This window comes from Caldibacillus sp. 210928-DFI.2.18, from assembly GCF_020554505.1.
In the GTDB taxonomy this organism is placed as follows: Bacteria; Bacillota; Bacilli; order Bacillales; family Caldibacillaceae; genus Caldifermentibacillus; species Caldifermentibacillus hisashii.
Map to the genome: position 1 here is coordinate 1 of NZ_JAJCHL010000049.1, position 25,479 is coordinate 25,479.

Below are 25,479 nucleotides of genomic sequence, written 5' to 3' on the forward strand. Positions count from 1 at the left end.
TTAAAAATATTCAATTAACAACTTGACTTTTAATTTTTATGGTGCTAATATAATCAAGGTGCTCCTAATCATCCTGTTGCTTTGGAGGATATATAAGATGTCTTATGAAAAAGTAAAACAGGCCAGGAATATAAAAATAGGAACAAAGCAAACTTTGAAAGCTCTGAAGTCGGGCTCTGTTCATGAAGTGATCGTTGCTAGCGATGCCGATAAGAAACTCATATCGGAAATTGTTAAAATTGCGAATGAGGCAAATGTGCCAATTATCTATGTAGATTCCATGGAGAAACTTGGAAAAGCGTGTGGTATAGACGTGCGTGCTGCAACAGTTGCTATTATGAATTAAATATTACTGTAGTTAATTATTTAACTACAAAATTATTTTTGCCCAAAAATGAATCACCTGGATGTGTGGGCTTAAAAAACCAAGAAGGGAGGAAAAAATCATGCCTACAATTAATCAATTAGTTCGTAAACCACGTAAAGCGATTGTTGAAAAGTCAAAATCTCCTGCACTAAACAAGGGTTATAACAGTTTTAAAAAGGAACAAACGAACCTTGCATCACCTCAAAAACGCGGTGTATGTACACGTGTAGGGACGATGACACCGAAAAAACCAAACTCCGCACTTCGTAAATATGCTCGTGTTCGGCTAACGAACGGAATCGAAGTAACAGCTTATATTCCCGGGATCGGACATAATTTACAAGAACACAGTGTTGTGTTAATCCGTGGCGGACGTGTAAAAGACTTACCTGGGGTACGTTACCATATCGTTCGTGGAGCGTTAGATACGGCAGGAGTAGAAAACCGTAAACAAGGTCGTTCGAAATACGGTACAAAACGTCCGAAAGAGAAGAAATAATAAACCATTTTTAAGTTGATTTTCTTTTGAAAGGAGGAATAAGGTAATGCCACGTAAAGGCCCAGTTGCGAAAAGAGATGTGTTACCGGATCCGATTTATAATTCAAAACTAGTAACACGTTTAGTAAATAAAATTATGATTGATGGAAAAAGAGGAAAAGCTCAAACAATCCTTTATAAAGCATTTGATATTATCCGTGAGCGGACCGGAAAAGAGCCAATGGAAGTTTTCGAACAAGCTCTTAAAAATGTTATGCCGGTATTAGAAGTAAGAGCCCGCCGTGTAGGTGGTGCGAACTATCAAGTGCCTGTAGAAGTTCGTCCTGATCGTCGAACAACATTAGGTTTACGCTGGTTAGTAAACTATGCTCGTCTTCGCGGAGAAAAAACAATGGAAGAACGTTTAGCCAACGAAATCATGGATGCTGCAAATAATACAGGTGCTTCCGTGAAAAAACGTGAAGATACACATAAAATGGCTGAAGCAAACAAAGCGTTTGCTCACTATCGTTGGTAATTCATTACTTCTATTATTAAGTATACGATTTTTGCAATTAACTTTTTAATAATTATAACAAGGAAGGAGAAATATGGATGCCAAGAGAGTTCTCCTTAGAAAACACTCGTAATATTGGAATCATGGCACATATCGATGCAGGAAAAACAACAACAACCGAACGCATCCTATTTTACACTGGCCGGATCCATAAAATTGGTGAAACCCATGAAGGTGCTTCCCAAATGGACTGGATGGAGCAAGAACAAGAACGGGGGATTACCATTACTTCTGCTGCTACGACAGCACAATGGAAAGGTCACCGTGTAAATATTATCGACACCCCGGGACACGTAGACTTCACTGTTGAAGTTGAACGTTCTTTACGTGTACTAGACGGTGCAGTGACTGTTCTTGACGCCCAATCCGGTGTTGAACCACAAACAGAAACTGTATGGCGTCAAGCAACAACATATGGGGTACCGAGAATTGTTTTTGTAAATAAAATGGATAAAATCGGGGCCAATTTCTTGTATTCAGTCGATACACTTCATGATCGTTTGCAAGCAAATGCCCATGCGATTCAGTTGCCGATTGGTGCCGAAGATCAATTCAACGGTATTATCGATTTAGTTGAAATGAAAGCTGTATTTTATTCAAATGATCTTGGTACTGAAATTACTGAGGGAGAAATTCCTGACGAGTATAAAGACCAAGCTGAGGAATATCGCAACAAATTAATTGAGGCTGTTGCCGAACTTGATGAAGACTTAATGATGAAATATCTTGAAGGTGAAGAAATAACTGTTGAAGAACTGAAAGCAGGTATTCGTAAAGCAACTTTAAGCGTTGAGTTCTTCCCGGTACTTTGCGGTTCGGCATTTAAAAACAAAGGTGTTCAGTTGATGCTGGATGCAGTAGTCGACTATCTGCCATCACCGCTTGACATACCTTCTATCAAAGGTATTATTCCGGATACGAATGAAGATGTTGAACGTCATGCAAATGACGATGAGCCTTTCTCTGCATTAGCATTTAAAGTAATGACCGATCCATATGTTGGTAAACTGACATTCTTCCGTGTTTACTCGGGTACATTGCAATCCGGATCCTATGTACTGAACTCTACAAAAGGGAAACGTGAGCGGATTGGGCGTATTCTGCAAATGCACGCAAATCACCGTCAAGAAATTCCGGAAGTTTATGCCGGCGACATTGCTGCAGCGGTTGGTTTGAAAGATACAACAACCGGCGATACCCTCTGTGATGAAAAAAATCCGGTTATTTTAGAATCTATGGAATTCCCGGAACCGGTCATCTCTGTTGCGATTGAACCAAAATCGAAAGCTGACCAAGACAAGATGAGTACAGCATTACAAAAACTTCAAGAAGAAGACCCGACATTCCGTGCACATACAGACCAAGAAACAGGTCAAACCATCATCGAAGGTATGGGTGAACTTCACCTTGATATTATCGTCGATCGTATGCGCCGTGAATTTAAGGTAGAAGCAAATGTGGGTGCTCCACAAGTTGCATATCGTGAAACATTTACTACTTCAGCTCAAGTTGAAGGAAAATTTGTTCGCCAATCCGGTGGACGTGGACAATATGGTCACGTTTGGATCGAGTTCTCACCGAATGAACAAGGTAAAGGCTTTGAATTTGAAAATGCAATTGTCGGTGGGGTTGTTCCACGCGAATATATACCAGCCGTTCAAGCAGGACTTGAAGATGCAATGAAAAACGGCGTCATTGCCGGTTATCCTTTAGTTGACATTAAAGCAAAATTATTTGACGGTTCTTATCATGATGTTGACTCTAGCGAAATGGCATTTAAAGTTGCGGCTTCACTTGCTTTGAAAAATGCCGCTAAAAAATGTAACCCTGTATTACTGGAACCAATTATGAGAGTGGAAGTTGTTATTCCGGAAGAATACTTGGGCGATATTATGGGCGATATTACTTCTCGTCGTGGTCGCGTTGAGGGAATGGAAGCCCGGGGGAACGCACAAGTTGTTCGTGCAATGGTTCCTCTTGCCGAAATGTTTGGATATGCAACCTCATTGCGTTCCAACACACAAGGACGCGGTACTTTTACAATGTTTACGGATCACTATGAAGAAGTACCAAAATCAATTGCTGAAGAAATAATCAAAAAAAATAGCGGTCAATAATTGATTTTGTAAAGTGAATCTTGTATAACTACTATTGAAGGTTACAAATGCGATGGAAATGGTTTAACCACCTTTCCAGAGCTACATATATATTTTGTAAATTTTAAAATTAAAGGAGGATATATCCTAATGGCTAAAGCTAAATATGATCGTTCAAAACCACATGTTAATATTGGTACTATCGGACACGTTGACCATGGTAAAACTACTTTAACTGCAGCAATTACTACTGTTCTTGCAAAACAAGGGAAAGCAGAAGCTCGCGCATATGACCAAATCGACGGTGCTCCTGAAGAAAAAGCTCGTGGAATCACGATTTCTACTGCACACGTTGAATATGAAACTGACAAACGGCACTATGCACACGTTGACTGCCCAGGACATGCTGACTATGTTAAAAACATGATTACTGGTGCAGCTCAAATGGACGGAGCAATCCTTGTTGTATCTGCTGCTGACGGTCCAATGCCACAAACTCGTGAACACATTCTTCTTTCTCGTCAAGTAGGTGTTCCTTACATCGTTGTATTCTTAAACAAATGTGATATGGTTGACGATGAAGAATTATTAGAATTAGTTGAAATGGAAGTTCGTGACCTGTTATCAGAATATGACTTCCCGGGTGATGATATCCCTGTTATTAAAGGCTCTGCTTTGAAAGCTCTTGAAGGAGACGCAGAATGGGAAGGTAAAATCCTTGAATTAATGGAAGCTGTTGATGAATACATTCCAACTCCACAACGTGAAACTGATAAACCATTTATGATGCCGGTTGAAGATGTATTCTCAATCACTGGTCGTGGGACAGTTGCCACCGGTCGTGTAGAACGCGGTGTGTTAAAAGTTGGTGACGTTGTTGAAATCGTTGGTCTTTCAGACGAACCAAAACAAACAACTGTAACTGGTGTTGAAATGTTCCGTAAATTATTAGACCAAGCAGAAGCCGGTGACAATATCGGTGCACTTCTTCGTGGGGTTGCTCGTGATGAAGTTGAACGTGGTCAAGTACTTGCTAAACCGGGGACAATTACTCCACATACAAAATTTAAAGCACAAGTTTACGTATTAACAAAAGAAGAAGGTGGACGTCATACTCCATTCTTCTCAAACTATCGTCCGCAATTCTATTTCCGTACAACAGATGTTACAGGCATCATTGAATTACCTGAAGGCGTAGAAATGGTTATGCCTGGCGACAATGTTGAAATGACAGTAGAATTGATTTCACCGATCGCTATTGAAGAAGGTACAAAATTCTCAATTCGCGAAGGTGGACGTACAGTCGGAGCAGGCTCTGTTGCTTCTATCGAAAAATAAAAATCATTTCGATCAGACGAAAGACGGGTAGATAATCTATCCGTCTTGTTTTTTTTAAACAAAAAATTTCAAGCAGACATGCGGCTTCAAATTATTATCAAAAGTTACCATGCTAATGATGTTGAAAAAAGGTTATGTTCTATGTATAATAGTAGAGGTTTTGTTACAGATAACTTTGGAAAAAGGTTGCATTCGTTATACTTTTTATGTATAATATCAAATGTTGACTTTTATTAGCGATGAAGTGAGAGGTTGCTGACACACCCGGCCGCTTTGCCATGGCATGTGTGCAGGAAATTTTCATGGAGAAGTCTAGCAATTAGGCGAAAAGGAGGGAAAATAATGGCAAAACAAAAGATTCGTATCCGATTAAAAGCATATGATCATCGTATTCTTGATCAATCAGCAGAAAAGATTGTGGAAACCGCAAAACGTTCCGGAGCATCAGTAAGTGGTCCGATTCCGTTGCCAACTGAAAAATCAGTTTATACCATTTTACGTGCGGTACACAAATATAAAGATTCCCGAGAACAATTCGAAATGCGTACACATAAACGTTTGATCGACATCGTGAATCCAACTCCACAAACTGTTGATGCTTTGATGAGATTGGATTTACCATCCGGTGTTGATATTGAAATTAAATTATAATCAATTCATTTTAAAATTTAGGAGGTGTGACTGATGACCAAAGGAATCTTAGGAAGAAAAATTGGTATGACTCAAATTTTCTTGGAAAACGGCGATCTTATCCCTGTTACAGTTGTTGACGTAACACCTAACGTCGTTCTTCAAAAGAAAACTGTTGAAACAGACGGTTATAATGCAATTCAATTAGGTTATGAAGATAAACCTGAAAGATTGGCAAATCAGCCTGAAAAAGGCCATGTTGCCAAAGCAAATACCGCTCCTAAGCGCTTCATCAGTGAAATTAGAGATGTAAATATAGAAGAATATGAAATTGGTCAAGAAGTCAAAGCAGATATTTTTCAAGAAGGTACGATTGTCGATGTAACCGGAATTTCCAAAGGGAAAGGATTCCAAGGTGCTATTAAACGGCACGGACAATCACGTGGACCAATGTCACACGGTTCTCGTTATCATCGTCGTCCTGGTTCAATGGGGCCAATAGCTCCAAACCGTGTATTCAAATCTAAAGAATTACCGGGTCGTATGGGTGGAGAACAAATTACCATTCAAAACCTGGAAATTGTCAAGGTGGATACAGATAGAAACCTTCTATTAATTAAAGGAAATGTTCCTGGTCCAAAAAAATCATTCTTGAAAATTAGAACGGCGATAAAAGCAAAATAAATTAAAGAGGAAAGGAGGACATAGGAATGCCAAAAGTAACTGTGTATAACCAAGCCGGATCACAAGTCGGAGAAATCGAACTGAATGATTCCGTATTTGGTATTGAACCGAATAAACATGTCATGTCAGAAGTGATCATTAGTTTGCGAGCTTCTCAGAGACAAGGAACTGCAAAAGTAAAAAATCGTTCCGAAGTTCGCGGCGGTGGTCGTAAACCATGGAGACAAAAAGGAACAGGCCGTGCTCGTCAAGGCTCAATTCGCGCACCTCAATGGCGTGGGGGTGGTACAGTATTTGGCCCAGTACCGCGTAGTTATGCATATAAACTTCCGAAAAAGGTGCGTCGCTTAGCATTAAAATCGGCTTTATCAACAAAAGTACAAGAAAACAATATTGTGATACTTGATCAATTAACATTTGAAGCACCAAAGACAAAAGATTTTGTAACTGTTCTAAAAAATCTGTCAGTGGATACAAAAGCACTTATTGTAACAAGTGATACTAATGAAAATGCAGTATTATCTGCGCGAAATATCCCTGGTGTAAAAGTTGTCAGCTCAAATGCGGTTAATGTATTAGATATTATTGGTCATGAAAAGTTAATCATGACAGAAGAAGCTGCCAGAAAAGTAGAGGAGGTGCTAGCATAATGGATGCACGTGATGTAATCAAGCGCCCCGTCATTACTGAACGCTCTATGAACGATTTGAACGATAGAAAATATACATTTGAAGTAGATGTCAGAGCGAATAAAACCCAAGTAAAACAAGCCGTTGAAGAAATTTTCGGTGTTAAAGTAGAAAAAGTTAACATTATGAACTACAAAGGTAAGTTCAAAAGAATGGGCAGATATACCGGTTTTACAAATAAACGTAGAAAAGCAATTGTCAAATTAACGGAAGATAGTCAAGAGATTGAAATCTTTCAAGCTTAAGTAATTGAAAAGGAGGGAAAATAAATGGCGATTAAACATTATAAACCTACCTCAAATGGTCGGCGTAATATGACGGTTTCCGATTTTGCGGAAATTACTACAGATAAACCGGAAAAATCATTGTTACGTCCGTTAAACAAAAAGGCAGGCCGTAATAACCAAGGTAAGTTAACTGTTCGTCACCAAGGCGGTGGACATAAACGCCAATACCGTGTGATTGATTTTAAACGTAACAAAGATGGCATACTCGGACGCGTTGCCACTATTGAATATGATCCGAATCGATCTGCAAATATCGCCTTAATCCATTATCATGATGGAGAAAAAAGATATATTCTTGCACCAAAAGGATTAGAAGTCGGAATGGATATTGAATCCGGTCCGGATGCGGATATTAAAGTTGGAAATGCTCTACCTTTGGCAAACATTCCGGTTGGTACCGTAATTCATAACATTGAATTAAAACCCGGAAAAGGCGGTCAATTAGTTCGTTCTGCCGGAGCAAGTGCACAAGTGCTCGGTAAAGAAGGCAAATATGTACTAGTTCGCTTAACATCCGGTGAAGTTCGTATGGTTCTTGGTACTTGCCGTGCAACAGTCGGTCAAGTTGGAAATGAACAACATGAACTTATAAATATCGGTAAAGCAGGTCGTTCCCGCTGGTTAGGCAAACGCCCAACTGTACGCGGATCTGTAATGAACCCGAATGACCATCCACACGGTGGTGGTGAAGGTAAAGCTCCTGTTGGACGTAAATCTCCAATGACTCCTTGGGGTAAACCTGCACTTGGATATAAAACTCGTAAGAAAAATAATAAGTCAGATAAGTTTATCGTACGTCGTCGTAAAAAATAAAATGATTTGGCTACGGTTCGATGATAGAACCGTAGAGCAATTAAGAAGGGAGGTTCAAACATGGGTCGTAGCTTAAAAAAGGGTCCTTTTGCAGATGAACATCTTCTGAAAAAAGTAGATGTATTAAATGAAAGTGGTAAAAAACAAGTAATTAAAACATGGTCTCGTCGTTCAACGATTTTCCCGTCATTTGTAGGGCATACGATTGCAGTATATGATGGACGTAAACATGTACCGGTTTACATTACCGAAGATATGGTGGGTCATAAACTTGGTGAATTTGCACCAACTCGTACTTATAAAGGCCATGCCGGTGATGATAAGAAAACAAGACGTTAATGAGAGGAGGGCAAATCCATGGAAGCTAAAGCTGTTGCTAGAACAGTTCGTATTGCACCTCGTAAAGCTCGCTTAGTCGTTGATCTAATTCGAGGAAAACAAGTCGGTGAAGCAATTTCTATTTTAAAATTCACACCTAAAGCTGCATCCCCAATCGTTGAAAAAGTATTAAATTCTGCTATTGCGAATGCTGAACATAACTACGAAATGGATGTAAACAATTTAGTTGTTTCAAAAGCATATGTTGATGAAGGTCCGACATTGAAACGTTTCCGTCCGCGTGCACAAGGACGTGCTTCACAAATTAATAAACGTACTAGCCATATTACAATTGTGCTATCAGAAAAAAAGGAGGGATAATGAGTGGGTCAAAAAGTTAATCCTATCGGTTTGCGTGTCGGGATTATTCGTGATTGGGAATCCAAATGGTACGCAGATAAAGATTATGCAGAACTATTACATGAAGATATTAAAATTCGTGAATATATTTATAATCGCCTCAAAGATGCTGCAGTATCCGGCGTTGAAATTGAACGTGCGGCAAACCGTGTAAATATTACCATCCATACAGCGAAACCGGGAATGGTCATCGGTAAAGGTGGTTCCGAAGTTGAAGCATTACGAAAAGCGTTAAATGCAATTACGGGTAAAAAGGTGCATATTAACATTGTTGAAATAAAAAAGGCAGATCTTGATGCAAAACTGGTTGCTGAAAATATTGCACGTCAATTAGAAAACCGTGTTTCATTCCGTCGTGCGCAAAAACAAGCAATTCAAAGAACGATGCGTGCAGGTGCAAAAGGTATCAGAACAATGGTATCTGGACGTCTTGGCGGAGCTGATATTGCACGTGCCGAACACTATAGTGAAGGAACGGTGCCACTTCATACTTTACGTGCAGACATCGATTATGCACATGCAGAAGCGGATACAACTTACGGTAAACTTGGTGTAAAAGTTTGGATCTATCGTGGTGAAGTTCTTCCTGCGAAGAAAAATTCCGAGGAAGGAGGAAAATAATAATGTTAATGCCTAAACGTGTAAAATATCGTCGTGAACATCGTGGGAAAATGCGTGGCCGTGCGAAAGGCGGTACTGAAGTTGCGTTCGGTGAATACGGCCTGCAAGCACTTGAAGCTTCATGGATTACAAACCGTCAAATTGAAGCAGCACGTATTGCGATGACTCGTTATATGAAACGTGGCGGTAAAGTTTGGATTAAAATTTTTCCGCATAAACCATATACTGCAAAACCGCTTGAAGTTCGGATGGGTTCCGGTAAAGGTGCTCCTGAAGGCTGGGTGGCAGTTGTAAAACCTGGTAAAATATTGTTTGAAATTGCCGGAGTTTCTGAAGAAGTTGCTCGTGAGGCATTGCGTCTAGCATCTCATAAACTTCCGATTAAATGTAAGTTTGTAAAAAGAGAAGAAATTGGTGGTGAAGTAAATGAAAGCTAAAGAAATTCGTGATTTAACCACTACCGAAATTGAACAAAAAATTAAGTCGTTAAAAGAAGAACTTTTCAATCTTCGCTTCCAATTGGCGACCGGTCAACTTGAAAATACTGCTCGTATAAGGGAAGTACGTAAATCCATTGCACGTATGAAAACTGTCATCCGTGAAAGAGAGATCGGCATTAACAACTAATACTAGGGAGGAGGTAAGGTAATGAGTGAACGCAACCAACGTAAAGTTTATACAGGGCGTGTTGTTTCAGATAAAATGGATAAAACCATTACCGTTTTAGTTGAAACATATAAAAAACATCCTCTTTATGGTAAACGCGTGAAATATTCGAAAAAATTTAAAGCCCATGATGAGTTGAACGAAGCAAAAGTTGGCGATATTGTTCAAATCATGGAAACTCGTCCGCTTTCTGCAACAAAACGTTTTCGTTTAGTAAAAGTTGTTGAAAAAGCTGTTATTATTTAATTTCCAATAGAACGTATTGTTTCCGAAGGGAGGTTTCATTTATGATTCAACAAGAAACTCGTTTGAAAGTTGCTGATAATTCAGGAGCACGCGAAGTCTTAACGATTAAAGTATTAGGCGGATCCGGCCGTAAATATGCGAATATCGGTGACGTGATTGTCGCAACTGTTAAACAAGCAACACCAGGAGGCGTTGTTAAAAAAGGTGATGTAGTTAAAGCAGTTGTTGTACGTACAAAACGTGGTGTACGGCGCAGTGACGGTACTTATATCCGTTTTGATGAAAATGCTTGTGTCATAATCCGTGACGATAAAAGCCCGCGTGGCACCCGTATTTTTGGACCTGTTGCACGTGAACTTCGTGAAAACAACTTTATGAAGATCGTCTCACTTGCTCCGGAAGTTCTTTAATTTTAAAAAGATTTATGCCTTTTAAGGAGGTGCGAATGATGCATGTAAAAAAAGGTGATAAAGTGATGGTTATTTCCGGTAAAGATAAAGGCAAGACAGGTATTGTTTTAGCCGCCTATCCTAAAAAAGACCGGGTGATTGTAGAAAATGTAAATATTGTTAAAAAGCATGCAAAACCATCTCAAGATAATCCTCAAGGTGGAATTATAAACATGGAAGCTGCCATTCATGTTTCTAACGTTATGCCGATTGATCCTAAGACCGGTGAACCAACTCGTGTTGGTTATCAAGTAATAGATGGTAAAAAAGTACGTATTGCCAAAAAATCAGGTGCGGTATTAGATAAATAATTCGTGGTGAAGAAAGGAGGTACACATGATGAACCGCCTAAAAGAAAAATATATAAAAGAAATCGTTCCAAGTTTAATGAGTAAATTTAACTATAAATCTGTCATGCAAGTTCCTAAACTTGAAAAAATTGTTGTCAATATGGGTGTTGGAGATGCCGTTCAAAACTCAAAAGCATTGGATAATGCTGTAGAGGAATTAACACTAATTACCGGTCAAAAACCGGTAGTAACCAGAGCGAAAAAATCAATCGCAGGTTTCCGTCTTCGTGAAGGAATGCCGATTGGCGCAAAAGTTACTCTTCGTGGTGAACGGATGTATGATTTTCTTGATAAATTAGTTTCTGTTTCATTACCTCGTGTACGTGATTTCCGTGGAGTTTCAAAAAATGCGTTTGACGGTCGCGGTAATTACACTCTAGGGATTAAAGAACAATTAATTTTCCCTGAAATTGATTATGATAAAGTTGCCAAAGTACGCGGTATGGACATTGTTATTGTTACAACTGCAAATACTGATGAAGAATCTCGTGAGCTATTAACTCAATTAGGAATGCCGTTCAAAAAGTAATCGAAAAAGGAGGCGAAACCGTGGCTAAAAAATCAATGATTGTGAAACAAAAACGTCAACCAAAATTTAAAGTTCAAGAATATACACGCTGTGAACGTTGTGGCCGTCCACATTCCGTATATCGCAAATTTAAATTATGCCGTATTTGTTTCCGTGAATTAGCTTATAAAGGTCAAATTCCTGGTGTTAAAAAAGCAAGTTGGTAAAACCCGTTTCGAAAGGAGGTAAATGGTATGGTAATGACAGATCCAATTGCAGATTTATTAACTCGTATTCGTAATGCGAATATGGTACGTCACGATAGTTTAGAAGTATCTGCTTCGAAAATTAAAAAAGAAATTGCAGAAATTTTGAAACGTGAAGGATTCGTTCGTGATGTTGAATATATCGATGACAACAAACAAGGGATCATTCGTATTTTCTTAAAATACGGTCCAAACAACGAACGTGTTATAACCGGTCTAAAGCGTATAAGCAAACCTGGCTTACGTGTGTACGCAAAAGCTGATGAAGTACCAAAAGTATTGAACGGATTAGGTATTGCTATTATCTCAACATCATCAGGTGTAATTACGGATAAAGAAGCGCGTGCACGTAAAGTAGGCGGAGAAGTTTTAGCATACGTTTGGTAATCTAGGTATGAATGGAGGTGTATTTTAATGTCACGTATCGGTAAAAAACCTATCGAAGTTCCTGCAGGTGTCACGGTGACACTTAACGGAAATAGAGTAACTGTAAAAGGACCTAAAGGGGAATTAAGCAGAGAGTTTAATAAAGACATAACGATCACTGTTGAAGATAATGTTGTAACCGTCACTCGTCCATCTGATTCCAAAGAACATCGGACAGTTCACGGTACTACCCGTGCAATCCTTGCAAATATGGTTGAAGGAGTTTCAAAAGGTTTTGAAAAATCTCTTGAACTGATTGGGGTTGGATATCGGGCACAAAAACAAGGGAATAAACTTGTTTTAAGTGTTGGTTATTCTCATCCTGTAGAGATCACTCCGGAAAATGGGCTTGAAATTGATGTTCCATCCAATACCCAAATCGTTGTGAAAGGTATTGACAAGGAACAAGTTGGGGCATTAGCGGCAAATATTAGAGATGTCCGTCCGCCTGAACCATATAAAGGTAAAGGTATTCGCTATGTTGGTGAATATGTCCGTCGAAAAGAAGGTAAGACTGGTAAATAAGGATAAACGTTTTAGAAGGGAGTGACACACATGATTATAAAACCTGATAAAAATGCGGTTCGCAGAAAAAGACATACACGCATTCGTGCAAAAATATCCGGTACTCCTGAACGTCCGAGACTCACTGTCTTTCGTTCAAACAAACATATTTATGCACAATTAATCGATGATACGAAGGGTGTAACTGTAGCAAGTGCATCAACTTTAGATAAGGAAATTAATTTAGAATCAACCAGCAATATTGAAGCAGCTGCAAAAGTAGGCGAGTTGGTGGCTAAACGTGCGTTAGAAAAAGGTTATAAGTCGGTTGTTTTTGATCGTAGTGGTTATCTGTATCATGGTCGGATTCAAGCTTTAGCAGATTCAGCACGGGAAACCGGTCTGGAATTTTAATAGAAAAAGGAGGGAAAATTTATGCGTCGTATTGATCCATCAAAACTTGAACTTGAAGAACGTGTAGTTACTGTTAACCGCGTGGCTAAAGTTGTTAAAGGTGGTCGCCGCTTCCGTTTCACAGCGCTTGTTGTTGTAGGTGACAAGAATGGCCATGTAGGATTTGGAACAGGGAAAGCTCAAGAAGTTCCGGATGCAATTCGTAAAGCAGTAGAAGATGCTAAGAAAAACTTAGTGGAAGTTCCTCGCGTTGGTACTACCATTCCTCATGAGGTAATCGGAAACTTCGGAGCTGGAAAAATTCTTTTGAAGCCTGCTCATGAAGGTACCGGAGTTATCGCAGGCGGTCCTGTACGTGCCGTGCTAGAACTAGCTGGAATTTCTGATATTTTATCAAAATCACTAGGATCTAACACACCAATTAATATGGTACGAGCTACAATGGACGGAATTCATCAATTAAAACGTGCTGAGGACGTAGCGAAATTACGTAATAAATCAGTTGAAGAATTGTTAGGATAAGGAGGGAAATCAGATGGCTAAAACTTTAGAAATTACCCTCACCAAAAGCCTTATTGGTCGTCCAAAAGACCAGAGAGAGACTGTTAAAGCATTGGGTTTACGCAAAATGCATCAAACGGTTGTAAAAGAAGATAATGCTGCGATTCGCGGTATGATTAATAAAGTGTCACATTTAGTTTCGGTAAAAGAATAATAATTGCGTTTTAACAAAGGAGGTGCCAACATGAAACTACATGAATTGCAATTGAACGAAGGATCCCGTAAAAGTCGGAAACGTGTCGGTCGCGGTACTGGTAGCGGTCACGGAAAAACAAGTACACGTGGTCAAAAAGGTCAAAATGCTCGTTCAGGCGGTGGTGTCCGTTTAGGTTTTGAAGGTGGACAAATGCCGTTATTCCAACGTTTACCAAAACGTGGGTTTACAAACATCAATCGGAAAGAATATGCAGTTGTAAACTTAGATGCCTTAAATCGTTTTGAGGATGGAACTGAAGTAACACCTGAGCTCTTACTTGAAACCGGCGTTGTAAGCAATCAAAAATCCGGAATCAAGATTTTAGCAAAAGGAACCGTTGAGAAAAAGTTAACCGTTAAGGCTCATAAATTTTCCGCTGCTGCAAAAGAAGCAATTGAAGCTGCAGGTGGCAAAACCGAGGTGGTTTGATGTTCCGGACATTCTCCAATTTTATGCGTGTACGAGACATAAGAAATAAAATTATTTTTACCTTGTTGATGTTAATCATCTTTAGAATTGGCACATTCATTCCTGTACCGGGGGTTAATGCAGAGGCATTAAACTTTGGATCACAAGCAAATGCATTTGGTATATTGAATATCTTTGGCGGTGGAGCGTTAAAAAACTTCTCTATTTTAGCGATGGGGATTATGCCCTATATTACTGCTTCTATCATTATGCAGTTATTACAAATGGATGTTGTTCCAAAGTTGACGGAATGGTCAAAACAGGGTGAAGTCGGCCGTAAAAAAATAGCCCAAGTTACCCGTTACGCTACAATAATTCTTGGTTTCATTCAAGCTTTGGGAATGTCTTACGGTTTCAATGCATATGTTGGTGGACTTTTGATAGAAGATAATTCAGTCGCAAATCATCTCTTGATTGCACTTGTACTGACAGCCGGCACTGCCTTTTTGCTTTGGTTGGGCGAATTGATTACCGCAAAAGGTGTAGGAAATGGTATATCCATTATCATTTTTGCCGGTATCGTTTCTGCTTTCCCGTCAATGATTAATCAAATCTATGCTTCTCAATTTGAAAATGCCGGTGAGCAATTATTTATCCGTATTTTGATTGCGTTGCTACTAGTTTTCTTAATTTTAGCGATCGTTGTTGGTGTTATTTTTATCCAACAAGCAGTACGGAAAATACCAATTCAATATGCAAAAAGAGTGGCCGGGCAAAATACAGTTGGCGGTAATTCCTCTCATATTCCGCTGAAGGTAAATTCTGCAGGGGTTATCCCAATTATTTTCGCTGTATCATTCTTAATTACACCACCGACAATTGCATCTTTTTTTGGTGATAATAAGGTAACGCGATGGATTACCGAATGGTTTAATTATTCCCATCCGTTTGGAATGAGCATTTACGTAATTTTAATTATTGCATTTACGTATTTTTATGCGTTTATTCAAGTGAACCCTGAACAACTGGCAGATAATTTAAAGAAACAGGGCGCATACGTACCCGGACATAGACCCGGTAAACAAACCCAAGATTACTTTACAGGTGTTTTATATCGTCTCACCTTTGTAGGTTCGATCTTCCTGGCAATTGTTGCGATTTTACCTGTTATTTTCACGGGAATCGGGAATTTACCGTCCAGTGTTCAAATTGGCGGAACAAGTTTATTGATCGTTATTGGTGTTGCTCTTGAAACGACGAAACAGCTTGAGGCACAACTTGTCAAACGTCATTATAAAGGGTTTTTAAAATAGGATAGGGTTTAGGAACGTCCATCCAGGAGTTCCTATAATCCTAAACTTTAGGGGGAATTCAAGTGAATTTAATTTTAATGGGTTTGCCTGGTGCCGGTAAGGGGACTCAAGCAGAAAAAATTGTTCAAAAATATCAAATCCCTCATATTTCAACAGGTGATATGTTTCGTCAAGCAATAAAAGATGGAACAGAACTAGGCTTAAAGGCAAAATCCTATATGGATAAAGGTGAATTGGTTCCAGATGAAGTTACGGTTGGCATTGTAAGAGAACGCTTATCAAAATCGGATTGCCAAGCCGGTTTTTTACTCGACGGATTTCCGAGAACTGTCCAACAAGCAGAAAGCCTTGATCAAATATTGAATGATTTAAATAAAAAGATCGATTATTGCATTCACATTAACGTTGATAAAAATATATTGATGGAACGTCTGACAGGTCGCCGTATCTGTAAATCATGCGGGGCAACCTATCACCTTGTATTTAACCCGCCGCAAGTGGCAAATACATGCGACAAATGTGGTGGCGAGCTTTACCAACGTCCGGATGATCATGCAGAAACCGTACAAAACCGCTTGGATGTCAATGTAAAACAAATGAAGCCGTTACTTGATTTTTATGCCTCTAAAGATGTGCTAAAAACCATTAATGGTGTCCAAGAAATTAATAAAGTTTTTGAAGAGATTGATAAGCTGCTTGCCGGTTTAAAATAAAATACTTTTAGCCATAATGTTGATAGAATATTTTTGTTAACTTTTTTCTCCGTTGGCAAAAATTTTTTCGTGATTTATTAGGAGAATCATTGTATAATGTTTATTTGTGTATAGTATTCTGTTTCCCTTAAGCAGGTGGTTTCTATGGAGAATAGGTATCCTGCACATATTGGTCGAATTGTCTGTGAAACCAGAGGGAGAAACGCTGGTGTTTTCTCTGTCATTGTAGGTCAAATCGACAATAATCTTGTATTAATTGCGGATGGGGATAAGCGAAAGTTTGATCGTCCCAAGAAGAAAAATATAAATCATTTACATTTATACAATTATGTTTCCCCTGAAGTAAAAAACAGTATTTTACAAACAGGTCGGGTAACTGACGGAAAACTGCGATATGCCTTGCATACATTCCGGTCATTTTACTTGGCTCGCGAGGAGGGAACACATTAATGGCCAAAGACGACGTGATTGAAGTCGAAGGTACTGTCATTGAAACTTTGCCGAATGCAATGTTCAAAGTTGAGTTGGAAAATGGGCATACGGTACTTGCTCATGTTTCCGGTAAGATTCGTATGCACTTCATTCGGATTTTGCCGGGTGATAAAGTTACTGTTGAATTATCACCTTATGATTTAACGAGAGGAAGAATTACTTATCGTTTTAAATAAGGTACTCCGAAAAGTTAAGGAGGTAAAAAGCAAATGAAAGTGAGACCATCTGTAAAACCTATTTGCGAAAAATGTAAAGTTATTCGCAGAAAAGGAAAAGTTATGGTAATTTGTGAAAATCCTAAACATAAACAAAAACAAGGATAATTAAAGGAGGTGCTCAAGTATGGCACGTATTGCAGGTGTAGATATTCCAAGAGATAAACGCATCGTCATTTCTTTAACATATATCTACGGTATTGGTAAATCAACTGCTCAAAAAATCTTAGCAGAAGCCGGTGTTTCTGAAGACACTAGAGTTCGTGACCTCACAGAAGAGGAAATTAATAAAATTCGTGACCTGGTAGACAGATTAAAAGTTGAAGGTGACCTTCGCCGTGAAGTATCCTTAAACATCAAACGTTTAATGGAAATCGGTTCATACCGTGGATTACGTCATCGTCGCGGATTGCCTGTACGTGGACAAAATACGAAGAACAATGCTCGTACACGTAAAGGTCCACGTAAGACAGTCGCTAATAAGAAAAAATAATAGGTAAAGGAGGTTTTGTAAAATGGCTCGTAAAACAAATACACGTAAACGTCGTGTGAAAAAGAATATAGAATCAGGTGTAGCACATATTCGTTCTACATTTAATAATACAATCGTTACAATTACGGATATTCATGGGAATGCAGTTTCTTGGTCAAGTGCCGGTGCCCTTGGTTTCAAAGGCTCTCGTAAATCCACTCCATTTGCTGCACAAATGGCAGCTGAGGCAGCAGCAAAAGCATCAATGGAACACGGAATGAGATCTTTAGAAGTAAATGTTAAAGGTCCAGGGGCAGGTCGTGAAGCAGCAATCCGTGCACTGCAGGCTGCAGGTCTCGAAGTTACAGCTATTAAGGATGTGACTCCGGTACCTCATAACGGTTGCCGTCCGCCAAAACGTCGTCGTGTATAATTTTTGTGTATAGAAATCGTATCGCCCGTCTATAATGGGTTATGATACAGTAAACAAATTTTTAGAAAACCAAAATGTTGTGCACAAACGGGAATACTTTACAGGGGGAATTTCGGTTAGAATATATTATTCTTGCCGGGGTTTCGACGTTTTGAAGGAGGGTAAATTTGAATGATCGAAATTGAAAAACCGATAATTGAAACAGTTGAGATCAGCGATGACGCCAAGTACGGAAAGTTTGTAGTCGAGCCGCTTGAGCGTGGATATGGTACAACTTTGGGTAACTCCTTACGTCGTATCCTGCTATCCTCACTTCCTGGTGCCGCTGTCACATCTATTCAAATAGATGGAGTGCTACATGAGTTTTCAACTATTGAAGGCGTCGTGGAGGATGTAACTACAATCATCTTGAATTTAAAAAAATTAGCGTTAAAAATTTATTCCGATGAAGAAAAAACGCTTGAAATCGACATGAGTGGTGCGGGAGTTGTAACAGCAGCTGATATTAATCATGATAGTGATGTTGAAATTTTAAATCCTGATTTACACATTGCCGAATTAGCAGCAAACGGGAAACTACGGATGCGTTTAACAGCCAAAAATGGGCGCGGCTATACGGTTGCCGATGATAATAAACGAGAAGATCAACCAATTGGTGTGATTCCAATTGATTCGATTTATACTCCTGTTTCAAAAGTTTCTTATTTTGTTGAGAATACGCGTATTGGTCAATCAGCGGATTATGATAAATTAACGTTAGAAGTTTGGACAGATGGGAGTATTGGTCCAAAAGAGGCTATCTCCTTGGCTGCAAAAATTATGATGGAGCATCTGAATATTTTTGTTGACTTAACAGATGAGGCACAGCATGCTGAAATTATGGTAGAAAAAGAGGAAGACCAAAAAGAGAAAGTGCTTGAAATGACCATTGAAGAACTTGATCTTTCGGTTCGTTCTTATAACTGTCTAAAACGTGCAGGAATTAACACTGTTCAGGAATTAGCGAATAAATCAGAAGAAGATATGATGAAAGTTCGTAACCTTGGACGAAAATCTTTAGAAGAAGTAAAGGCAAAATTAGAAGAACTCGGTTTGTCCTTACGTAAGGACGATTAATGAAAACCGGTAATTTGAAGGAATTTACTTCAAAAAGGAGGGAAACAACATGGGCTACAGAAAATTAGGACGTACAAGCGATCAGCGTAAAGCTTTGTTACGTGACTTAGCAACTGACCTTATTATTAATGAACGCATTCAAACGACTGAAACTCGTGCGAAAGAATTACGTTCCGTTATTGAAAAATTAGTTACTTTAGGTAAACGCGGAGATCTTCATGCACGTCGTCAAGCAGCTGCCTTCGTTCGTAAAGAAGTTGCAGATGATGAATCAAATAAAGATGCGTTACAAAAATTATTCTCAGATATTGCACCTCGTTATGAGGATCGACAAGGTGGATATACAAGAATTCTTAAAGTGGGACCTCGCCGTGGTGATAGTGCACCGATGGCCATTATTGAATTCGTTGACTAATTGAATGATGTTGTTTTATGGAGATTTTCCTCATGTTAACAACATATGCAAAGAGGGCAGTAAGGGATTGTACTGAATTCTGCCCTTTTTCCATAAATAATTTGTCCTCAAAAAGGATTGACGGGAAATTTCTTGAATCGTATTTATTTTGGCTTAAAATATTGTATGTTAAGCATATATTTTTTAGTAAATTTATTTTTGGATGCGGTTCATCAAGATCCTGTTTTGAAAAATTGAGTTTAACGGATGATACTGAAAAAAAGCGAGTGTTACGATAAAGGGAAAAGTCCTTTGTCTAGCTCTGGTACCCTTTCTAATTACGGATACATTTTATAATCTTACGCTGTAAAAAACTTAAAAGAATAATGGTTCGTTTGAGCAATATGACTGCGCATGGAAAGGGTGCAGGCTTTTTTTTATACATGAAGTATAAATATCCAATAGGGCTTCGACAAGGTTGGAAATTTTTAGAGGACGTAAGCGCATAAGGAAACTTTTGTAAATTTACCTTTAACTCTTTATAATAGAATGAATTTACTGTACTGAAAAATTAGTTGGTTAAATTGAACATTTTCCATTATAATGTTTTTAGCTAAGTCAGTTAGACTGGCTTTTGTATTCCGAGGTGAAATGAAATCCATGGCTAAAGAAATTGTACGGTTCCAAGATGTTACGTTTAAATATGATGAAAATGCCTCTTATGCATTAAACGGTGTCAATTTTTCGGTGTATGAAGGTGAATGGCTGGCGATTGTCGGTCATAACGGATCAGGAAAATCGACCATTGCGAAATTGATGAATGGTCTTATATTTCCCGAATCCGGATCGATTTATGTGAATGGAAAAGAAATCTCTGAAGAAACGGTTTGGGATGTTCGTGATTTGGTTGGGATGGTTTTTCAAAATCCGGATAATCAGTTTGTTGGTACTACAGTTCAAGATGATGTTGCTTTTGGTTTAGAAAATCACGGGATTCCGCGAGAGGAAATGGTGAAACGTGTCCATGACTCACTTGCGAAAGTAAAGATGGACCAATTTCTTAATCAAGAGCCACACCATCTTTCCGGGGGGCAAAAGCAAAGAGTTGCAATTGCCAGTGTTTTAGCATTAAGACCGGCTATTATTATCCTTGATGAGGCGACTTCAATGCTTGATCCGAGGGGAAGAAGTGAAGTACTGGGAACCGTAAGAGAATTGAAAAACCTTAACAATTTAACAATTATTTCGATTACCCATGATTTAGAGGAAGCAGTGAAAGCGGACAGGCTAATTGTCATGAATCGCGGAACTGTTTATGCAGAAGGAACACCTGCGGATATTTTCTTAATGGATGAAAAATTAGTTGAACTGGGGCTGGATATTCCTTTTACTCAAAAACTGATAAAAAAGTTTAAGGAAAATGGATACCATATACCGGATGAAATTCTACATGAAGACAAGTTGGTGGACTATTTATGCAAATTGTTACAAAAGATTTAGAGTATGTTTATCAAAAAGGAACACCATTTGAAAAACGGGCGCTCTTTCATATCAATGTTACGATTCCTTCCCATAGTTACACAGCAGTCATCGGTCATACCGGTTCGGGGAAATCAACCTTATTACAACATTTGAATGGATTATTGCAACCGACAGGAGGAGAAATCCGGATTGGTGATTTGACGGTAACTTCTGAAAAAAAGGGAAAAGGCTTAAAGGGAATCAGGCAAAAAGTCGGTATTGTGTTCCAATTTCCTGAACACCAGCTTTTTGAAGAAACAGTTGAAAAGGATATTTGTTTTGGACCTATGAATTTTGGGGCAACCGAGGAAGAGGCAAGACAACAGGCAAAAACGGCGCTAAAATTAGTGGGTTTGTCGGAAGAACTCCTAAACAAGTCCCCCTTTGACCTTTCCGGTGGTCAAATGCGGAGGGTGGCCATTGCCGGTGTCCTTGCGATGAATCCGGATATTCTTGTTTTGGATGAACCAACTGCGGGGCTTGATCCCCGGGGACGAACGGAAATTATGGAAATGTTTTACCAACTTTATCAGAAAAAAGGGATTTCGATTGTTCTTGTCACCCATAGTATGGAGGAAGCCTCGAAATATGCTGATTCAATTATTATTATGCATAAAGGAACGGTCTATAAAAAGGGGACACCAAAGGAAATATTCTCATCACCGGCTGAATTAATTGATTTAGGTTTAGATGTACCGGAATCGGTTCGTTTTCAATTGAAACTGGAGGATAAAATTGGAAAGGAAATTGCCGAACCGAGCTTATCTATCGATGAGCTGGTTGAAAATATATTTGCTTATATAAAGCGGGTGAACGAGAAATGATGGAGAAAATGATTTTCGGCCGGTATATACCAGTTGATTCACCATTACATAAAATGGATCCCCGTGCGAAGTTATTAACAATAATCATATTCATTGCTGTTGTTTTTCTGGCTGATAATGCGTTGACATATGGGTTATTGGGGGTTTTTACCTTAGCGGCAATATGGCTATCAAATATCCCGATTAAATTTTTATTTAACGGTTTAAAATTTTTGTTTTGGATTATTTTATTCACGTTCTTTTTGCATATATTTTTCACGAAGGAAGGGGATCTCTTATATAAATTTGGTTTTATCGAAATTTATCAAGGAGGTCTGCGTCAGGGGATTTTTATTTCCCTCCGCTTCTTCTTTTTATTACTCGTAACTTCTTTATTAACTTTGACGACAACACCGATTGAAATAACAGACGGGATTGAAAGTTTACTGAAACCTTTGAAGAAAGTAGGTTTTCCTGTTCATGAATTATCACTGATGATTTCCATTGCTCTTCGTTTTATTCCAACATTAATGGATGAAACAGATAAAATAATGAAAGCACAAATGGCCCGTGGGGTTGATTTTTCAGAAGGTACCATTAAACAACGGGCAAAAGCGGTCGTACCTCTATTAATTCCGCTCTTCATTAATGCATTCAAACGGGCGGAAGAGTTAGCTACAGCAATGGAAGCGAGAGGCTATCGCGGTGGCGAAGGAAGGACGAAATATCGTCTGCTAAAATGGGGGATGATTGACAATATCGCCATACTAACTTTATTCATTTTGACAATTCTATTACTTTTACTTCGCTAGAGTTCTTCTTTAGCGGTACAAAAGCAGGACTTTGCGCTTTTCTTATTAAAAATTAGCTCATGTAAAACTGATGGAGACTCGGAGATTATTAGAATGAAAAGATTGAAATGTGTCATCGCCTATGATGGAACTCATTTTGAGGGATATCAAAGACAACCGGAAAAACGAACGATTCAAGGTGAGATTGAAAAAGTACTGATGAAAATGCATAAAGGGGAAATGACTCCGATTTTTGCTTCTGGAAGAACCGATGCCCATGTACATGCAAAGGGGCAAGTCATCCATTTCGACAGTCCTCTTGAAATACCTGAAGACCGCTGGAAAATTGCACTGAATTCATTACTTCCTTCTGATATTGTTGTTGTAACATCCGAGGAAGTACCGTCTGATTTTCACGCTCGTTTTTCCGTTAAAGGGAAAGAATATCATTATTATATTTCATTAAAAAAAGATCGGGACCCTTTTATGAGAAATTATTATTACCATTTCCCATATCCCCTTCATTTCCAGAAAATGGAAAAAGCTGCAAAATATTTACTCGGAACCTATGATTTTACCAGCTTTTGTTCAGCGAAAACAGAAGTAAAAGACCGGATTCGTACGATTGAAAGCTTAACTCTTATTCAAGAAGGGGACCAACTGATTATAAAAATAAAAGGGACGGGATTTTTGTACAATATGGTAAGGATTATTGTTGGTACATTGCTGGAGGTTGGCACAGGGAAACGAGCGCCGGAAGAAATTCCGCAAATTATAGAAGCAAAGGACAGAATGCAAGCAGGAAAAACCGTGCCTGGGCATGGTTTGTACTTATATAAAGTTTACTATTAAATTTGACTGCCGACATTGGGAGCCCCATTTATTGCCACATACTTTTAGTAACGAAATTAAGTATATTACCTTGACAGCACGTTTCAGAACCGTTATTATATCATATGGTACATTGTTTTTTCCATGATAAGCCCCGGAAACTTATTATGTTGAATATAAACAATTGATGGATATTAGGAGGGTAATCAATGCGTACGACTTATATGGCTAAGCCACAAGAAATTGAACGCAAATGGTACGTTGTTGATGCTGCCGGTCAAACACTTGGACGTTTGGCAAGTGAAGTAGCATCGATTTTACGCGGTAAACATAAACCAACTTATACACCGCATGTAGATACTGGTGATCATGTCATTATTATTAATGCAGAGAAAATTGAATTAACAGGAAACAAATTAGCTGATAAAAAATATTATCGTCATAGTCAGCATCCAGGTGGGTTGAAAGTTCGGACCGCTGATGAAATGCGTACGAACTATCCAGAAAGAATGCTTGAATTGGCTGTGAAAGGCATGCTTCCGAAAAATTCTTTAGGACGTCAAATGTTTAAAAAATTACATGTTTATGCAGGTCCGGAACATCCACATCAAGCACAAAAACCTGAAAACTACGAGTTGCGCGGTTAATCTAGAGGAGGGAAATCATTTTGGCAAAAGTACAATATTACGGAACAGGTCGTCGCAAAAGTTCTGTTGCACGTGTTCGATTAGTTCCTGGTGATGGTCGTATCGTTATTAATGATCGTGATATTGAAGAATATATTCCTTTTGCAGCATTGCGTGAAGTTGTTAAACAACCGCTTGTTGCAACGGAAACAGTTGGTCGTTATGATGTGTTAGTAAATGTAAAAGGCGGCGGCTATACCGGTCAAGCCGGAGCCATTCGTCACGGGATTGCTCGTGCATTGCTTCAAGCTGATCCGGAATATCGCGCTGTTCTAAAACGTGCCGGCTTCTTAACACGTGACGCCCGCATGAAAGAACGTAAGAAGTACGGTCTTAAAGGTGCACGTCGCGCGCCACAATTCTCAAAGCGTTAATAACCCATATATATCAAGGGTTTGGCCCATTTGGACTTTTCAAGAGGTTCCCAAATGGGCCTTTTATTTTGCTTGAATATGGCCCCGTGACTGGAATCTGACTGGAATTATTCATGAAAAAATTTCAGATCCTCCCGTCTTGATTTTCATTATCTTCGTTATTTAGAAAACTCACCAATTTTTTGCTAAGTTCTCCATCTGCTTTTTCCGAAATATGCGTGTAAATATCCATCGTTGTACTAATCCTCGAATGGCCCAACCGTTTCTGAATGTCTTTCATCCTTGCACCAGCTGCAAACAGCATAGAGGCGTGTGTGTGCCTTAAACCGTGTACTTTAATATTTTTTATCTTAAATCTTTTACAGGTTGAATGCAGCGTTTCATTCGGGTATGCACTCCGCATCGGTTTCAGGTCAGACGGTCTTGGAAACAAGAAAGGTTCGATATTTGGATTCCCGTGTTCCTCACGTAAGCGCCGGTTCAATTCAATGAGTTTAACCAATACATTAAAAGTTTCATCATCCAGCCCAATCTTCCGGAATGAGTTTTTCGTTTTCGGTTGAAGCAGCTGATAATCTCCGTTGATCCATACAAGCGTTTTATTGATGGACAGTTCCTTTTTATCTTGACATAAGTCACTTTCAAGCAACGCGGACAGTTCACCTTTCCGAATGCCGGTATATAAGAAAGTCCGGAACATCGCAAATACCCGGAAAGAAAGCTCCTGTTCAGCCCGAGTAAGGAAAGTATTAACGGTTTCTTTTTCCCAAAACTCCACGCCTGTATCTTCCTCCTTTGACGAATATTCATCCTCATAGTACGGATAGGCTACATAGTCCATTGGATTTTCCTTGAAAGATAAGAAAGTATAAAATTTCGTCACATCCACAGACACACAGAGCTAACACTGTGGTATTTTTAATATATGGAGAAAAATATTTTGAAACAAATCTTATTTGATGAACATCAACATTGGGAAGCCTTCAAAAAGAAATATGGAGCGAGAATCCGTC

At 38.9% G+C, this 25,479-nt stretch carries 42 protein-coding genes; 41 read left to right on the forward strand and 1 reads right to left on the reverse strand.

What is annotated here, in order from left to right; translation table 11 throughout:
• Nucleotides 1-97: 97 nt before the first annotated feature.
• From LIZ98_RS10980 to rpsI, 41 genes are all read left to right on the forward strand, one after another.
• The gene (locus LIZ98_RS10980; protein ID WP_034767010.1) at nucleotides 98-346 is read left to right on the forward strand and encodes a 50S ribosomal protein L7ae-like protein; all 249 of its coding nucleotides are present in this window, start codon (nucleotides 98-100) and stop codon (nucleotides 344-346) included.
• A gap of 100 nt (nucleotides 347-446) precedes the next feature.
• Nucleotides 447-866 (forward strand): 30S ribosomal protein S12, encoded by a 420-nt coding sequence (rpsL, locus tag LIZ98_RS10985; protein ID WP_034767013.1) that lies wholly within the window; start codon nucleotides 447-449, stop codon nucleotides 864-866.
• Between the two features lie 46 nt (nucleotides 867-912).
• Nucleotides 913-1,383, forward strand: a complete 471-nt coding sequence (gene rpsG / locus LIZ98_RS10990; protein ID WP_034767015.1) for a 30S ribosomal protein S7 — start codon at nucleotides 913-915, stop codon at nucleotides 1,381-1,383.
• Between the two features lie 77 nt (nucleotides 1,384-1,460).
• Entirely contained in the window at nucleotides 1,461-3,539 is a 2,079-nt protein-coding gene (fusA, locus tag LIZ98_RS10995; RefSeq protein ID WP_227139656.1) for an elongation factor G, read from the forward strand.
• A gap of 129 nt (nucleotides 3,540-3,668) precedes the next feature.
• Nucleotides 3,669-4,856 (forward strand): elongation factor Tu, encoded by a 1,188-nt coding sequence (gene tuf / locus LIZ98_RS11000; RefSeq protein WP_227091975.1) that lies wholly within the window; start codon nucleotides 3,669-3,671, stop codon nucleotides 4,854-4,856.
• Between the two features lie 342 nt (nucleotides 4,857-5,198).
• Nucleotides 5,199-5,507 carry a 30S ribosomal protein S10 gene (gene rpsJ, locus LIZ98_RS11005; protein WP_003156464.1) on the forward strand — a complete coding sequence of 103 codons (309 nt, stop codon included), beginning with the start codon at nucleotides 5,199-5,201 and terminating at the stop codon, nucleotides 5,505-5,507.
• Between the two features lie 33 nt (nucleotides 5,508-5,540).
• Nucleotides 5,541-6,170, forward strand: coding sequence for a 50S ribosomal protein L3 (gene rplC / locus LIZ98_RS11010; protein WP_034767021.1), 630 nt, complete (start codon nucleotides 5,541-5,543; stop codon nucleotides 6,168-6,170).
• A gap of 26 nt (nucleotides 6,171-6,196) precedes the next feature.
• A complete protein-coding gene (gene rplD, locus LIZ98_RS11015) occupies nucleotides 6,197-6,820 on the forward strand; it encodes a 50S ribosomal protein L4 (RefSeq protein WP_216408436.1) in 624 nt (207 codons plus the stop codon).
• Complete coding sequence (gene rplW / locus LIZ98_RS11020) at nucleotides 6,820-7,104, forward strand: 50S ribosomal protein L23 (protein WP_034767030.1); 285 nt, start codon at nucleotides 6,820-6,822, stop codon at nucleotides 7,102-7,104. The genes rplD and rplW overlap by 1 nt, the downstream gene beginning before the upstream one ends.
• Nucleotides 7,105-7,128: 24 nt before the next feature.
• On the forward strand, nucleotides 7,129-7,959 hold the full coding sequence (rplB, locus tag LIZ98_RS11025) for a 50S ribosomal protein L2 (RefSeq protein WP_034767031.1): 831 nt from the start codon (nucleotides 7,129-7,131) through the stop codon (nucleotides 7,957-7,959).
• A 60-nt stretch (nucleotides 7,960-8,019) separates the two neighbouring features.
• Nucleotides 8,020-8,298: a 30S ribosomal protein S19 gene (gene rpsS / locus LIZ98_RS11030; protein WP_034767032.1), complete on the forward strand. Its 279-nt coding sequence runs from the start codon at nucleotides 8,020-8,022 to the stop codon at nucleotides 8,296-8,298.
• 18 nt (nucleotides 8,299-8,316) lie between these two features.
• Complete coding sequence (gene rplV / locus LIZ98_RS11035) at nucleotides 8,317-8,658, forward strand: 50S ribosomal protein L22 (protein ID WP_034767033.1); 342 nt, start codon at nucleotides 8,317-8,319, stop codon at nucleotides 8,656-8,658.
• Between the two features lie 3 nt (nucleotides 8,659-8,661).
• On the forward strand, nucleotides 8,662-9,318 hold the full coding sequence (gene rpsC, locus LIZ98_RS11040) for a 30S ribosomal protein S3 (protein ID WP_034767034.1): 657 nt from the start codon (nucleotides 8,662-8,664) through the stop codon (nucleotides 9,316-9,318).
• A 2-nt stretch (nucleotides 9,319-9,320) separates the two neighbouring features.
• A complete protein-coding gene (rplP, locus tag LIZ98_RS11045) occupies nucleotides 9,321-9,755 on the forward strand; it encodes a 50S ribosomal protein L16 (RefSeq protein WP_034767035.1) in 435 nt (144 codons plus the stop codon).
• Nucleotides 9,745-9,945: a 50S ribosomal protein L29 gene (gene rpmC / locus LIZ98_RS11050; RefSeq protein WP_034767036.1), complete on the forward strand. Its 201-nt coding sequence runs from the start codon at nucleotides 9,745-9,747 to the stop codon at nucleotides 9,943-9,945. Before rplP ends, rpmC begins: the two co-directional genes overlap by 11 nt.
• Before the next feature lie 21 nt (nucleotides 9,946-9,966).
• On the forward strand, nucleotides 9,967-10,230 hold the full coding sequence (rpsQ, locus tag LIZ98_RS11055) for a 30S ribosomal protein S17 (RefSeq protein WP_034767038.1): 264 nt from the start codon (nucleotides 9,967-9,969) through the stop codon (nucleotides 10,228-10,230).
• 41 nt (nucleotides 10,231-10,271) lie between these two features.
• Nucleotides 10,272-10,640 (forward strand): 50S ribosomal protein L14, encoded by a 369-nt coding sequence (gene rplN, locus LIZ98_RS11060; RefSeq protein WP_041847224.1) that lies wholly within the window; start codon nucleotides 10,272-10,274, stop codon nucleotides 10,638-10,640.
• A gap of 38 nt (nucleotides 10,641-10,678) precedes the next feature.
• On the forward strand, nucleotides 10,679-10,990 hold the full coding sequence (gene rplX / locus LIZ98_RS11065) for a 50S ribosomal protein L24 (RefSeq protein WP_034767042.1): 312 nt from the start codon (nucleotides 10,679-10,681) through the stop codon (nucleotides 10,988-10,990).
• 28 nt (nucleotides 10,991-11,018) lie between these two features.
• A complete protein-coding gene (gene rplE, locus LIZ98_RS11070) occupies nucleotides 11,019-11,558 on the forward strand; it encodes a 50S ribosomal protein L5 (RefSeq protein ID WP_034767044.1) in 540 nt (179 codons plus the stop codon).
• Nucleotides 11,559-11,578: 20 nt separating this feature from the next.
• On the forward strand, nucleotides 11,579-11,764 hold the full coding sequence (locus LIZ98_RS11075) for a type Z 30S ribosomal protein S14 (RefSeq protein ID WP_034767047.1): 186 nt from the start codon (nucleotides 11,579-11,581) through the stop codon (nucleotides 11,762-11,764).
• Nucleotides 11,765-11,791: 27 nt separating this feature from the next.
• Nucleotides 11,792-12,190 (forward strand): 30S ribosomal protein S8, encoded by a 399-nt coding sequence (gene rpsH / locus LIZ98_RS11080; protein WP_034767049.1) that lies wholly within the window; start codon nucleotides 11,792-11,794, stop codon nucleotides 12,188-12,190.
• Nucleotides 12,191-12,217: 27 nt separating this feature from the next.
• A complete protein-coding gene (gene rplF / locus LIZ98_RS11085; RefSeq protein WP_034767051.1) occupies nucleotides 12,218-12,754 on the forward strand; it encodes a 50S ribosomal protein L6 in 537 nt (178 codons plus the stop codon).
• A gap of 30 nt (nucleotides 12,755-12,784) precedes the next feature.
• A complete protein-coding gene (gene rplR / locus LIZ98_RS11090; RefSeq protein ID WP_034767053.1) occupies nucleotides 12,785-13,147 on the forward strand; it encodes a 50S ribosomal protein L18 in 363 nt (120 codons plus the stop codon).
• A gap of 21 nt (nucleotides 13,148-13,168) precedes the next feature.
• Nucleotides 13,169-13,669 (forward strand): 30S ribosomal protein S5, encoded by a 501-nt coding sequence (gene rpsE / locus LIZ98_RS11095; RefSeq protein WP_034767056.1) that lies wholly within the window; start codon nucleotides 13,169-13,171, stop codon nucleotides 13,667-13,669.
• A 13-nt stretch (nucleotides 13,670-13,682) separates the two neighbouring features.
• The gene (rpmD, locus tag LIZ98_RS11100; protein WP_034767059.1) at nucleotides 13,683-13,862 is read left to right on the forward strand and encodes a 50S ribosomal protein L30; all 180 of its coding nucleotides are present in this window, start codon (nucleotides 13,683-13,685) and stop codon (nucleotides 13,860-13,862) included.
• 30 nt (nucleotides 13,863-13,892) lie between these two features.
• Nucleotides 13,893-14,333, forward strand: coding sequence for a 50S ribosomal protein L15 (rplO, locus tag LIZ98_RS11105; protein WP_034767061.1), 441 nt, complete (start codon nucleotides 13,893-13,895; stop codon nucleotides 14,331-14,333).
• Entirely contained in the window at nucleotides 14,333-15,625 is a 1,293-nt protein-coding gene (gene secY / locus LIZ98_RS11110) for a preprotein translocase subunit SecY (protein ID WP_227139657.1), read from the forward strand. The genes rplO and secY overlap by 1 nt, the downstream gene beginning before the upstream one ends.
• Before the next feature lie 62 nt (nucleotides 15,626-15,687).
• Complete coding sequence (locus LIZ98_RS11115) at nucleotides 15,688-16,338, forward strand: adenylate kinase (protein ID WP_034767063.1); 651 nt, start codon at nucleotides 15,688-15,690, stop codon at nucleotides 16,336-16,338.
• A 144-nt stretch (nucleotides 16,339-16,482) separates the two neighbouring features.
• Nucleotides 16,483-16,788, forward strand: a complete 306-nt coding sequence (locus LIZ98_RS11120) for a KOW domain-containing RNA-binding protein (protein ID WP_041846751.1) — start codon at nucleotides 16,483-16,485, stop codon at nucleotides 16,786-16,788.
• Nucleotides 16,788-17,006: a translation initiation factor IF-1 gene (infA, locus tag LIZ98_RS11125; protein ID WP_010191517.1), complete on the forward strand. Its 219-nt coding sequence runs from the start codon at nucleotides 16,788-16,790 to the stop codon at nucleotides 17,004-17,006. Before LIZ98_RS11120 ends, infA begins: the two co-directional genes overlap by 1 nt.
• 33 nt (nucleotides 17,007-17,039) lie before the next feature.
• Nucleotides 17,040-17,153: a 50S ribosomal protein L36 gene (rpmJ, locus tag LIZ98_RS11130; RefSeq protein WP_003156543.1), complete on the forward strand. Its 114-nt coding sequence runs from the start codon at nucleotides 17,040-17,042 to the stop codon at nucleotides 17,151-17,153.
• 19 nt (nucleotides 17,154-17,172) lie between these two features.
• Nucleotides 17,173-17,538 carry a 30S ribosomal protein S13 gene (rpsM, locus tag LIZ98_RS11135; protein WP_034767071.1) on the forward strand — a complete coding sequence of 122 codons (366 nt, stop codon included), beginning with the start codon at nucleotides 17,173-17,175 and terminating at the stop codon, nucleotides 17,536-17,538.
• Between the two features lie 22 nt (nucleotides 17,539-17,560).
• Entirely contained in the window at nucleotides 17,561-17,950 is a 390-nt protein-coding gene (gene rpsK / locus LIZ98_RS11140) for a 30S ribosomal protein S11 (protein WP_034767073.1), read from the forward strand.
• 171 nt (nucleotides 17,951-18,121) lie between these two features.
• Complete coding sequence (locus tag LIZ98_RS11145; protein WP_227139658.1) at nucleotides 18,122-19,066, forward strand: DNA-directed RNA polymerase subunit alpha; 945 nt, start codon at nucleotides 18,122-18,124, stop codon at nucleotides 19,064-19,066.
• A 49-nt stretch (nucleotides 19,067-19,115) separates the two neighbouring features.
• Nucleotides 19,116-19,481 carry a 50S ribosomal protein L17 gene (gene rplQ / locus LIZ98_RS11150; RefSeq protein ID WP_034767077.1) on the forward strand — a complete coding sequence of 122 codons (366 nt, stop codon included), beginning with the start codon at nucleotides 19,116-19,118 and terminating at the stop codon, nucleotides 19,479-19,481.
• 639 nt (nucleotides 19,482-20,120) lie between these two features.
• The gene (locus tag LIZ98_RS11155) at nucleotides 20,121-20,960 is read left to right on the forward strand and encodes an energy-coupling factor ABC transporter ATP-binding protein (RefSeq protein ID WP_095141923.1); all 840 of its coding nucleotides are present in this window, start codon (nucleotides 20,121-20,123) and stop codon (nucleotides 20,958-20,960) included.
• Nucleotides 20,936-21,805: an energy-coupling factor ABC transporter ATP-binding protein gene (locus LIZ98_RS11160; protein WP_227139659.1), complete on the forward strand. Its 870-nt coding sequence runs from the start codon at nucleotides 20,936-20,938 to the stop codon at nucleotides 21,803-21,805. The genes LIZ98_RS11155 and LIZ98_RS11160 overlap by 25 nt, the downstream gene beginning before the upstream one ends.
• Nucleotides 21,802-22,596 (forward strand): energy-coupling factor transporter transmembrane component T family protein, encoded by a 795-nt coding sequence (locus LIZ98_RS11165; protein ID WP_227091980.1) that lies wholly within the window; start codon nucleotides 21,802-21,804, stop codon nucleotides 22,594-22,596. The genes LIZ98_RS11160 and LIZ98_RS11165 overlap by 4 nt, the downstream gene beginning before the upstream one ends.
• A 93-nt stretch (nucleotides 22,597-22,689) precedes the next feature.
• Nucleotides 22,690-23,427 (forward strand): tRNA pseudouridine(38-40) synthase TruA, encoded by a 738-nt coding sequence (gene truA / locus LIZ98_RS11170; RefSeq protein WP_227139660.1) that lies wholly within the window; start codon nucleotides 22,690-22,692, stop codon nucleotides 23,425-23,427.
• A 188-nt stretch (nucleotides 23,428-23,615) separates the two neighbouring features.
• Nucleotides 23,616-24,053 (forward strand): 50S ribosomal protein L13, encoded by a 438-nt coding sequence (gene rplM, locus LIZ98_RS11175; protein ID WP_041846747.1) that lies wholly within the window; start codon nucleotides 23,616-23,618, stop codon nucleotides 24,051-24,053.
• A 20-nt stretch (nucleotides 24,054-24,073) separates the two neighbouring features.
• A complete protein-coding gene (gene rpsI, locus LIZ98_RS11180; RefSeq protein ID WP_227139661.1) occupies nucleotides 24,074-24,466 on the forward strand; it encodes a 30S ribosomal protein S9 in 393 nt (130 codons plus the stop codon).
• Between the two features lie 124 nt (nucleotides 24,467-24,590).
• Here rpsI and LIZ98_RS11185 read toward each other — a convergent pair whose 3' ends face one another.
• Entirely contained in the window at nucleotides 24,591-25,349 is a 759-nt protein-coding gene (locus tag LIZ98_RS11185; protein ID WP_152641909.1) for a site-specific integrase, read from the reverse strand.
• Nucleotides 25,350-25,479: the final 130 nt, after the last annotated feature.

What these genes read in the sequence shown, in the direction of transcription:
- rpsE (WP_034767056.1), top strand. Translation starts at nt 13,169, where the DNA reads ATGCGTCGTATTGATCCATCAAAACTTGAACTTGAAGAACGTGTAGTT.
- rplD (WP_216408436.1), top strand. Translation starts at nt 6,197, where the DNA reads ATGCCAAAAGTAACTGTGTATAACCAAGCCGGATCACAAGTCGGAGAA.
- LIZ98_RS11155 (WP_095141923.1), top strand. Translation starts at nt 20,121, where the DNA reads ATGGCTAAAGAAATTGTACGGTTCCAAGATGTTACGTTTAAATATGAT.
- LIZ98_RS11160 (WP_227139659.1), top strand. Translation starts at nt 20,936, where the DNA reads ATGCAAATTGTTACAAAAGATTTAGAGTATGTTTATCAAAAAGGAACA.
- rplW (WP_034767030.1), top strand. Translation starts at nt 6,820, where the DNA reads ATGGATGCACGTGATGTAATCAAGCGCCCCGTCATTACTGAACGCTCT.
- rpsQ (WP_034767038.1), top strand. Translation starts at nt 9,967, where the DNA reads ATGAGTGAACGCAACCAACGTAAAGTTTATACAGGGCGTGTTGTTTCA.
- LIZ98_RS11145 (WP_227139658.1), top strand. Translation starts at nt 18,122, where the DNA reads ATGATCGAAATTGAAAAACCGATAATTGAAACAGTTGAGATCAGCGAT.
- LIZ98_RS11165 (WP_227091980.1), top strand. Translation starts at nt 21,802, where the DNA reads ATGATGGAGAAAATGATTTTCGGCCGGTATATACCAGTTGATTCACCA.
- rpsL (WP_034767013.1), top strand. Translation starts at nt 447, where the DNA reads ATGCCTACAATTAATCAATTAGTTCGTAAACCACGTAAAGCGATTGTT.
- rplO (WP_034767061.1), top strand. Translation starts at nt 13,893, where the DNA reads ATGAAACTACATGAATTGCAATTGAACGAAGGATCCCGTAAAAGTCGG.
- rpsK (WP_034767073.1), top strand. Translation starts at nt 17,561, where the DNA reads ATGGCTCGTAAAACAAATACACGTAAACGTCGTGTGAAAAAGAATATA.
- rpmC (WP_034767036.1), top strand. Translation starts at nt 9,745, where the DNA reads ATGAAAGCTAAAGAAATTCGTGATTTAACCACTACCGAAATTGAACAA.
- rplN (WP_041847224.1), top strand. Translation starts at nt 10,272, where the DNA reads ATGATTCAACAAGAAACTCGTTTGAAAGTTGCTGATAATTCAGGAGCA.
- rpsH (WP_034767049.1), top strand. Translation starts at nt 11,792, where the DNA reads ATGGTAATGACAGATCCAATTGCAGATTTATTAACTCGTATTCGTAAT.
- tuf (WP_227091975.1), top strand. Translation starts at nt 3,669, where the DNA reads ATGGCTAAAGCTAAATATGATCGTTCAAAACCACATGTTAATATTGGT.
- rplM (WP_041846747.1), top strand. Translation starts at nt 23,616, where the DNA reads ATGCGTACGACTTATATGGCTAAGCCACAAGAAATTGAACGCAAATGG.
- rplB (WP_034767031.1), top strand. Translation starts at nt 7,129, where the DNA reads ATGGCGATTAAACATTATAAACCTACCTCAAATGGTCGGCGTAATATG.
- rplE (WP_034767044.1), top strand. Translation starts at nt 11,019, where the DNA reads ATGAACCGCCTAAAAGAAAAATATATAAAAGAAATCGTTCCAAGTTTA.
- rpmD (WP_034767059.1), top strand. Translation starts at nt 13,683, where the DNA reads ATGGCTAAAACTTTAGAAATTACCCTCACCAAAAGCCTTATTGGTCGT.
- infA (WP_010191517.1), top strand. Translation starts at nt 16,788, where the DNA reads ATGGCCAAAGACGACGTGATTGAAGTCGAAGGTACTGTCATTGAAACT.
- secY (WP_227139657.1), top strand. Translation starts at nt 14,333, where the DNA reads ATGTTCCGGACATTCTCCAATTTTATGCGTGTACGAGACATAAGAAAT.
- rplF (WP_034767051.1), top strand. Translation starts at nt 12,218, where the DNA reads ATGTCACGTATCGGTAAAAAACCTATCGAAGTTCCTGCAGGTGTCACG.
- fusA (WP_227139656.1), top strand. Translation starts at nt 1,461, where the DNA reads ATGCCAAGAGAGTTCTCCTTAGAAAACACTCGTAATATTGGAATCATG.
- rpsM (WP_034767071.1), top strand. Translation starts at nt 17,173, where the DNA reads ATGGCACGTATTGCAGGTGTAGATATTCCAAGAGATAAACGCATCGTC.
- rpsJ (WP_003156464.1), top strand. Translation starts at nt 5,199, where the DNA reads ATGGCAAAACAAAAGATTCGTATCCGATTAAAAGCATATGATCATCGT.
- rpmJ (WP_003156543.1), top strand. Translation starts at nt 17,040, where the DNA reads ATGAAAGTGAGACCATCTGTAAAACCTATTTGCGAAAAATGTAAAGTT.
- rplC (WP_034767021.1), top strand. Translation starts at nt 5,541, where the DNA reads ATGACCAAAGGAATCTTAGGAAGAAAAATTGGTATGACTCAAATTTTC.
- rplP (WP_034767035.1), top strand. Translation starts at nt 9,321, where the DNA reads ATGTTAATGCCTAAACGTGTAAAATATCGTCGTGAACATCGTGGGAAA.
- truA (WP_227139660.1), top strand. Translation starts at nt 22,690, where the DNA reads ATGAAAAGATTGAAATGTGTCATCGCCTATGATGGAACTCATTTTGAG.
- LIZ98_RS11120 (WP_041846751.1), top strand. Translation starts at nt 16,483, where the DNA reads ATGGAGAATAGGTATCCTGCACATATTGGTCGAATTGTCTGTGAAACC.
- rplV (WP_034767033.1), top strand. Translation starts at nt 8,317, where the DNA reads ATGGAAGCTAAAGCTGTTGCTAGAACAGTTCGTATTGCACCTCGTAAA.
- rplR (WP_034767053.1), top strand. Translation starts at nt 12,785, where the DNA reads ATGATTATAAAACCTGATAAAAATGCGGTTCGCAGAAAAAGACATACA.
- rpsS (WP_034767032.1), top strand. Translation starts at nt 8,020, where the DNA reads ATGGGTCGTAGCTTAAAAAAGGGTCCTTTTGCAGATGAACATCTTCTG.
- rpsG (WP_034767015.1), top strand. Translation starts at nt 913, where the DNA reads ATGCCACGTAAAGGCCCAGTTGCGAAAAGAGATGTGTTACCGGATCCG.
- LIZ98_RS10980 (WP_034767010.1), top strand. Translation starts at nt 98, where the DNA reads ATGTCTTATGAAAAAGTAAAACAGGCCAGGAATATAAAAATAGGAACA.
- rplQ (WP_034767077.1), top strand. Translation starts at nt 19,116, where the DNA reads ATGGGCTACAGAAAATTAGGACGTACAAGCGATCAGCGTAAAGCTTTG.
- rplX (WP_034767042.1), top strand. Translation starts at nt 10,679, where the DNA reads ATGCATGTAAAAAAAGGTGATAAAGTGATGGTTATTTCCGGTAAAGAT.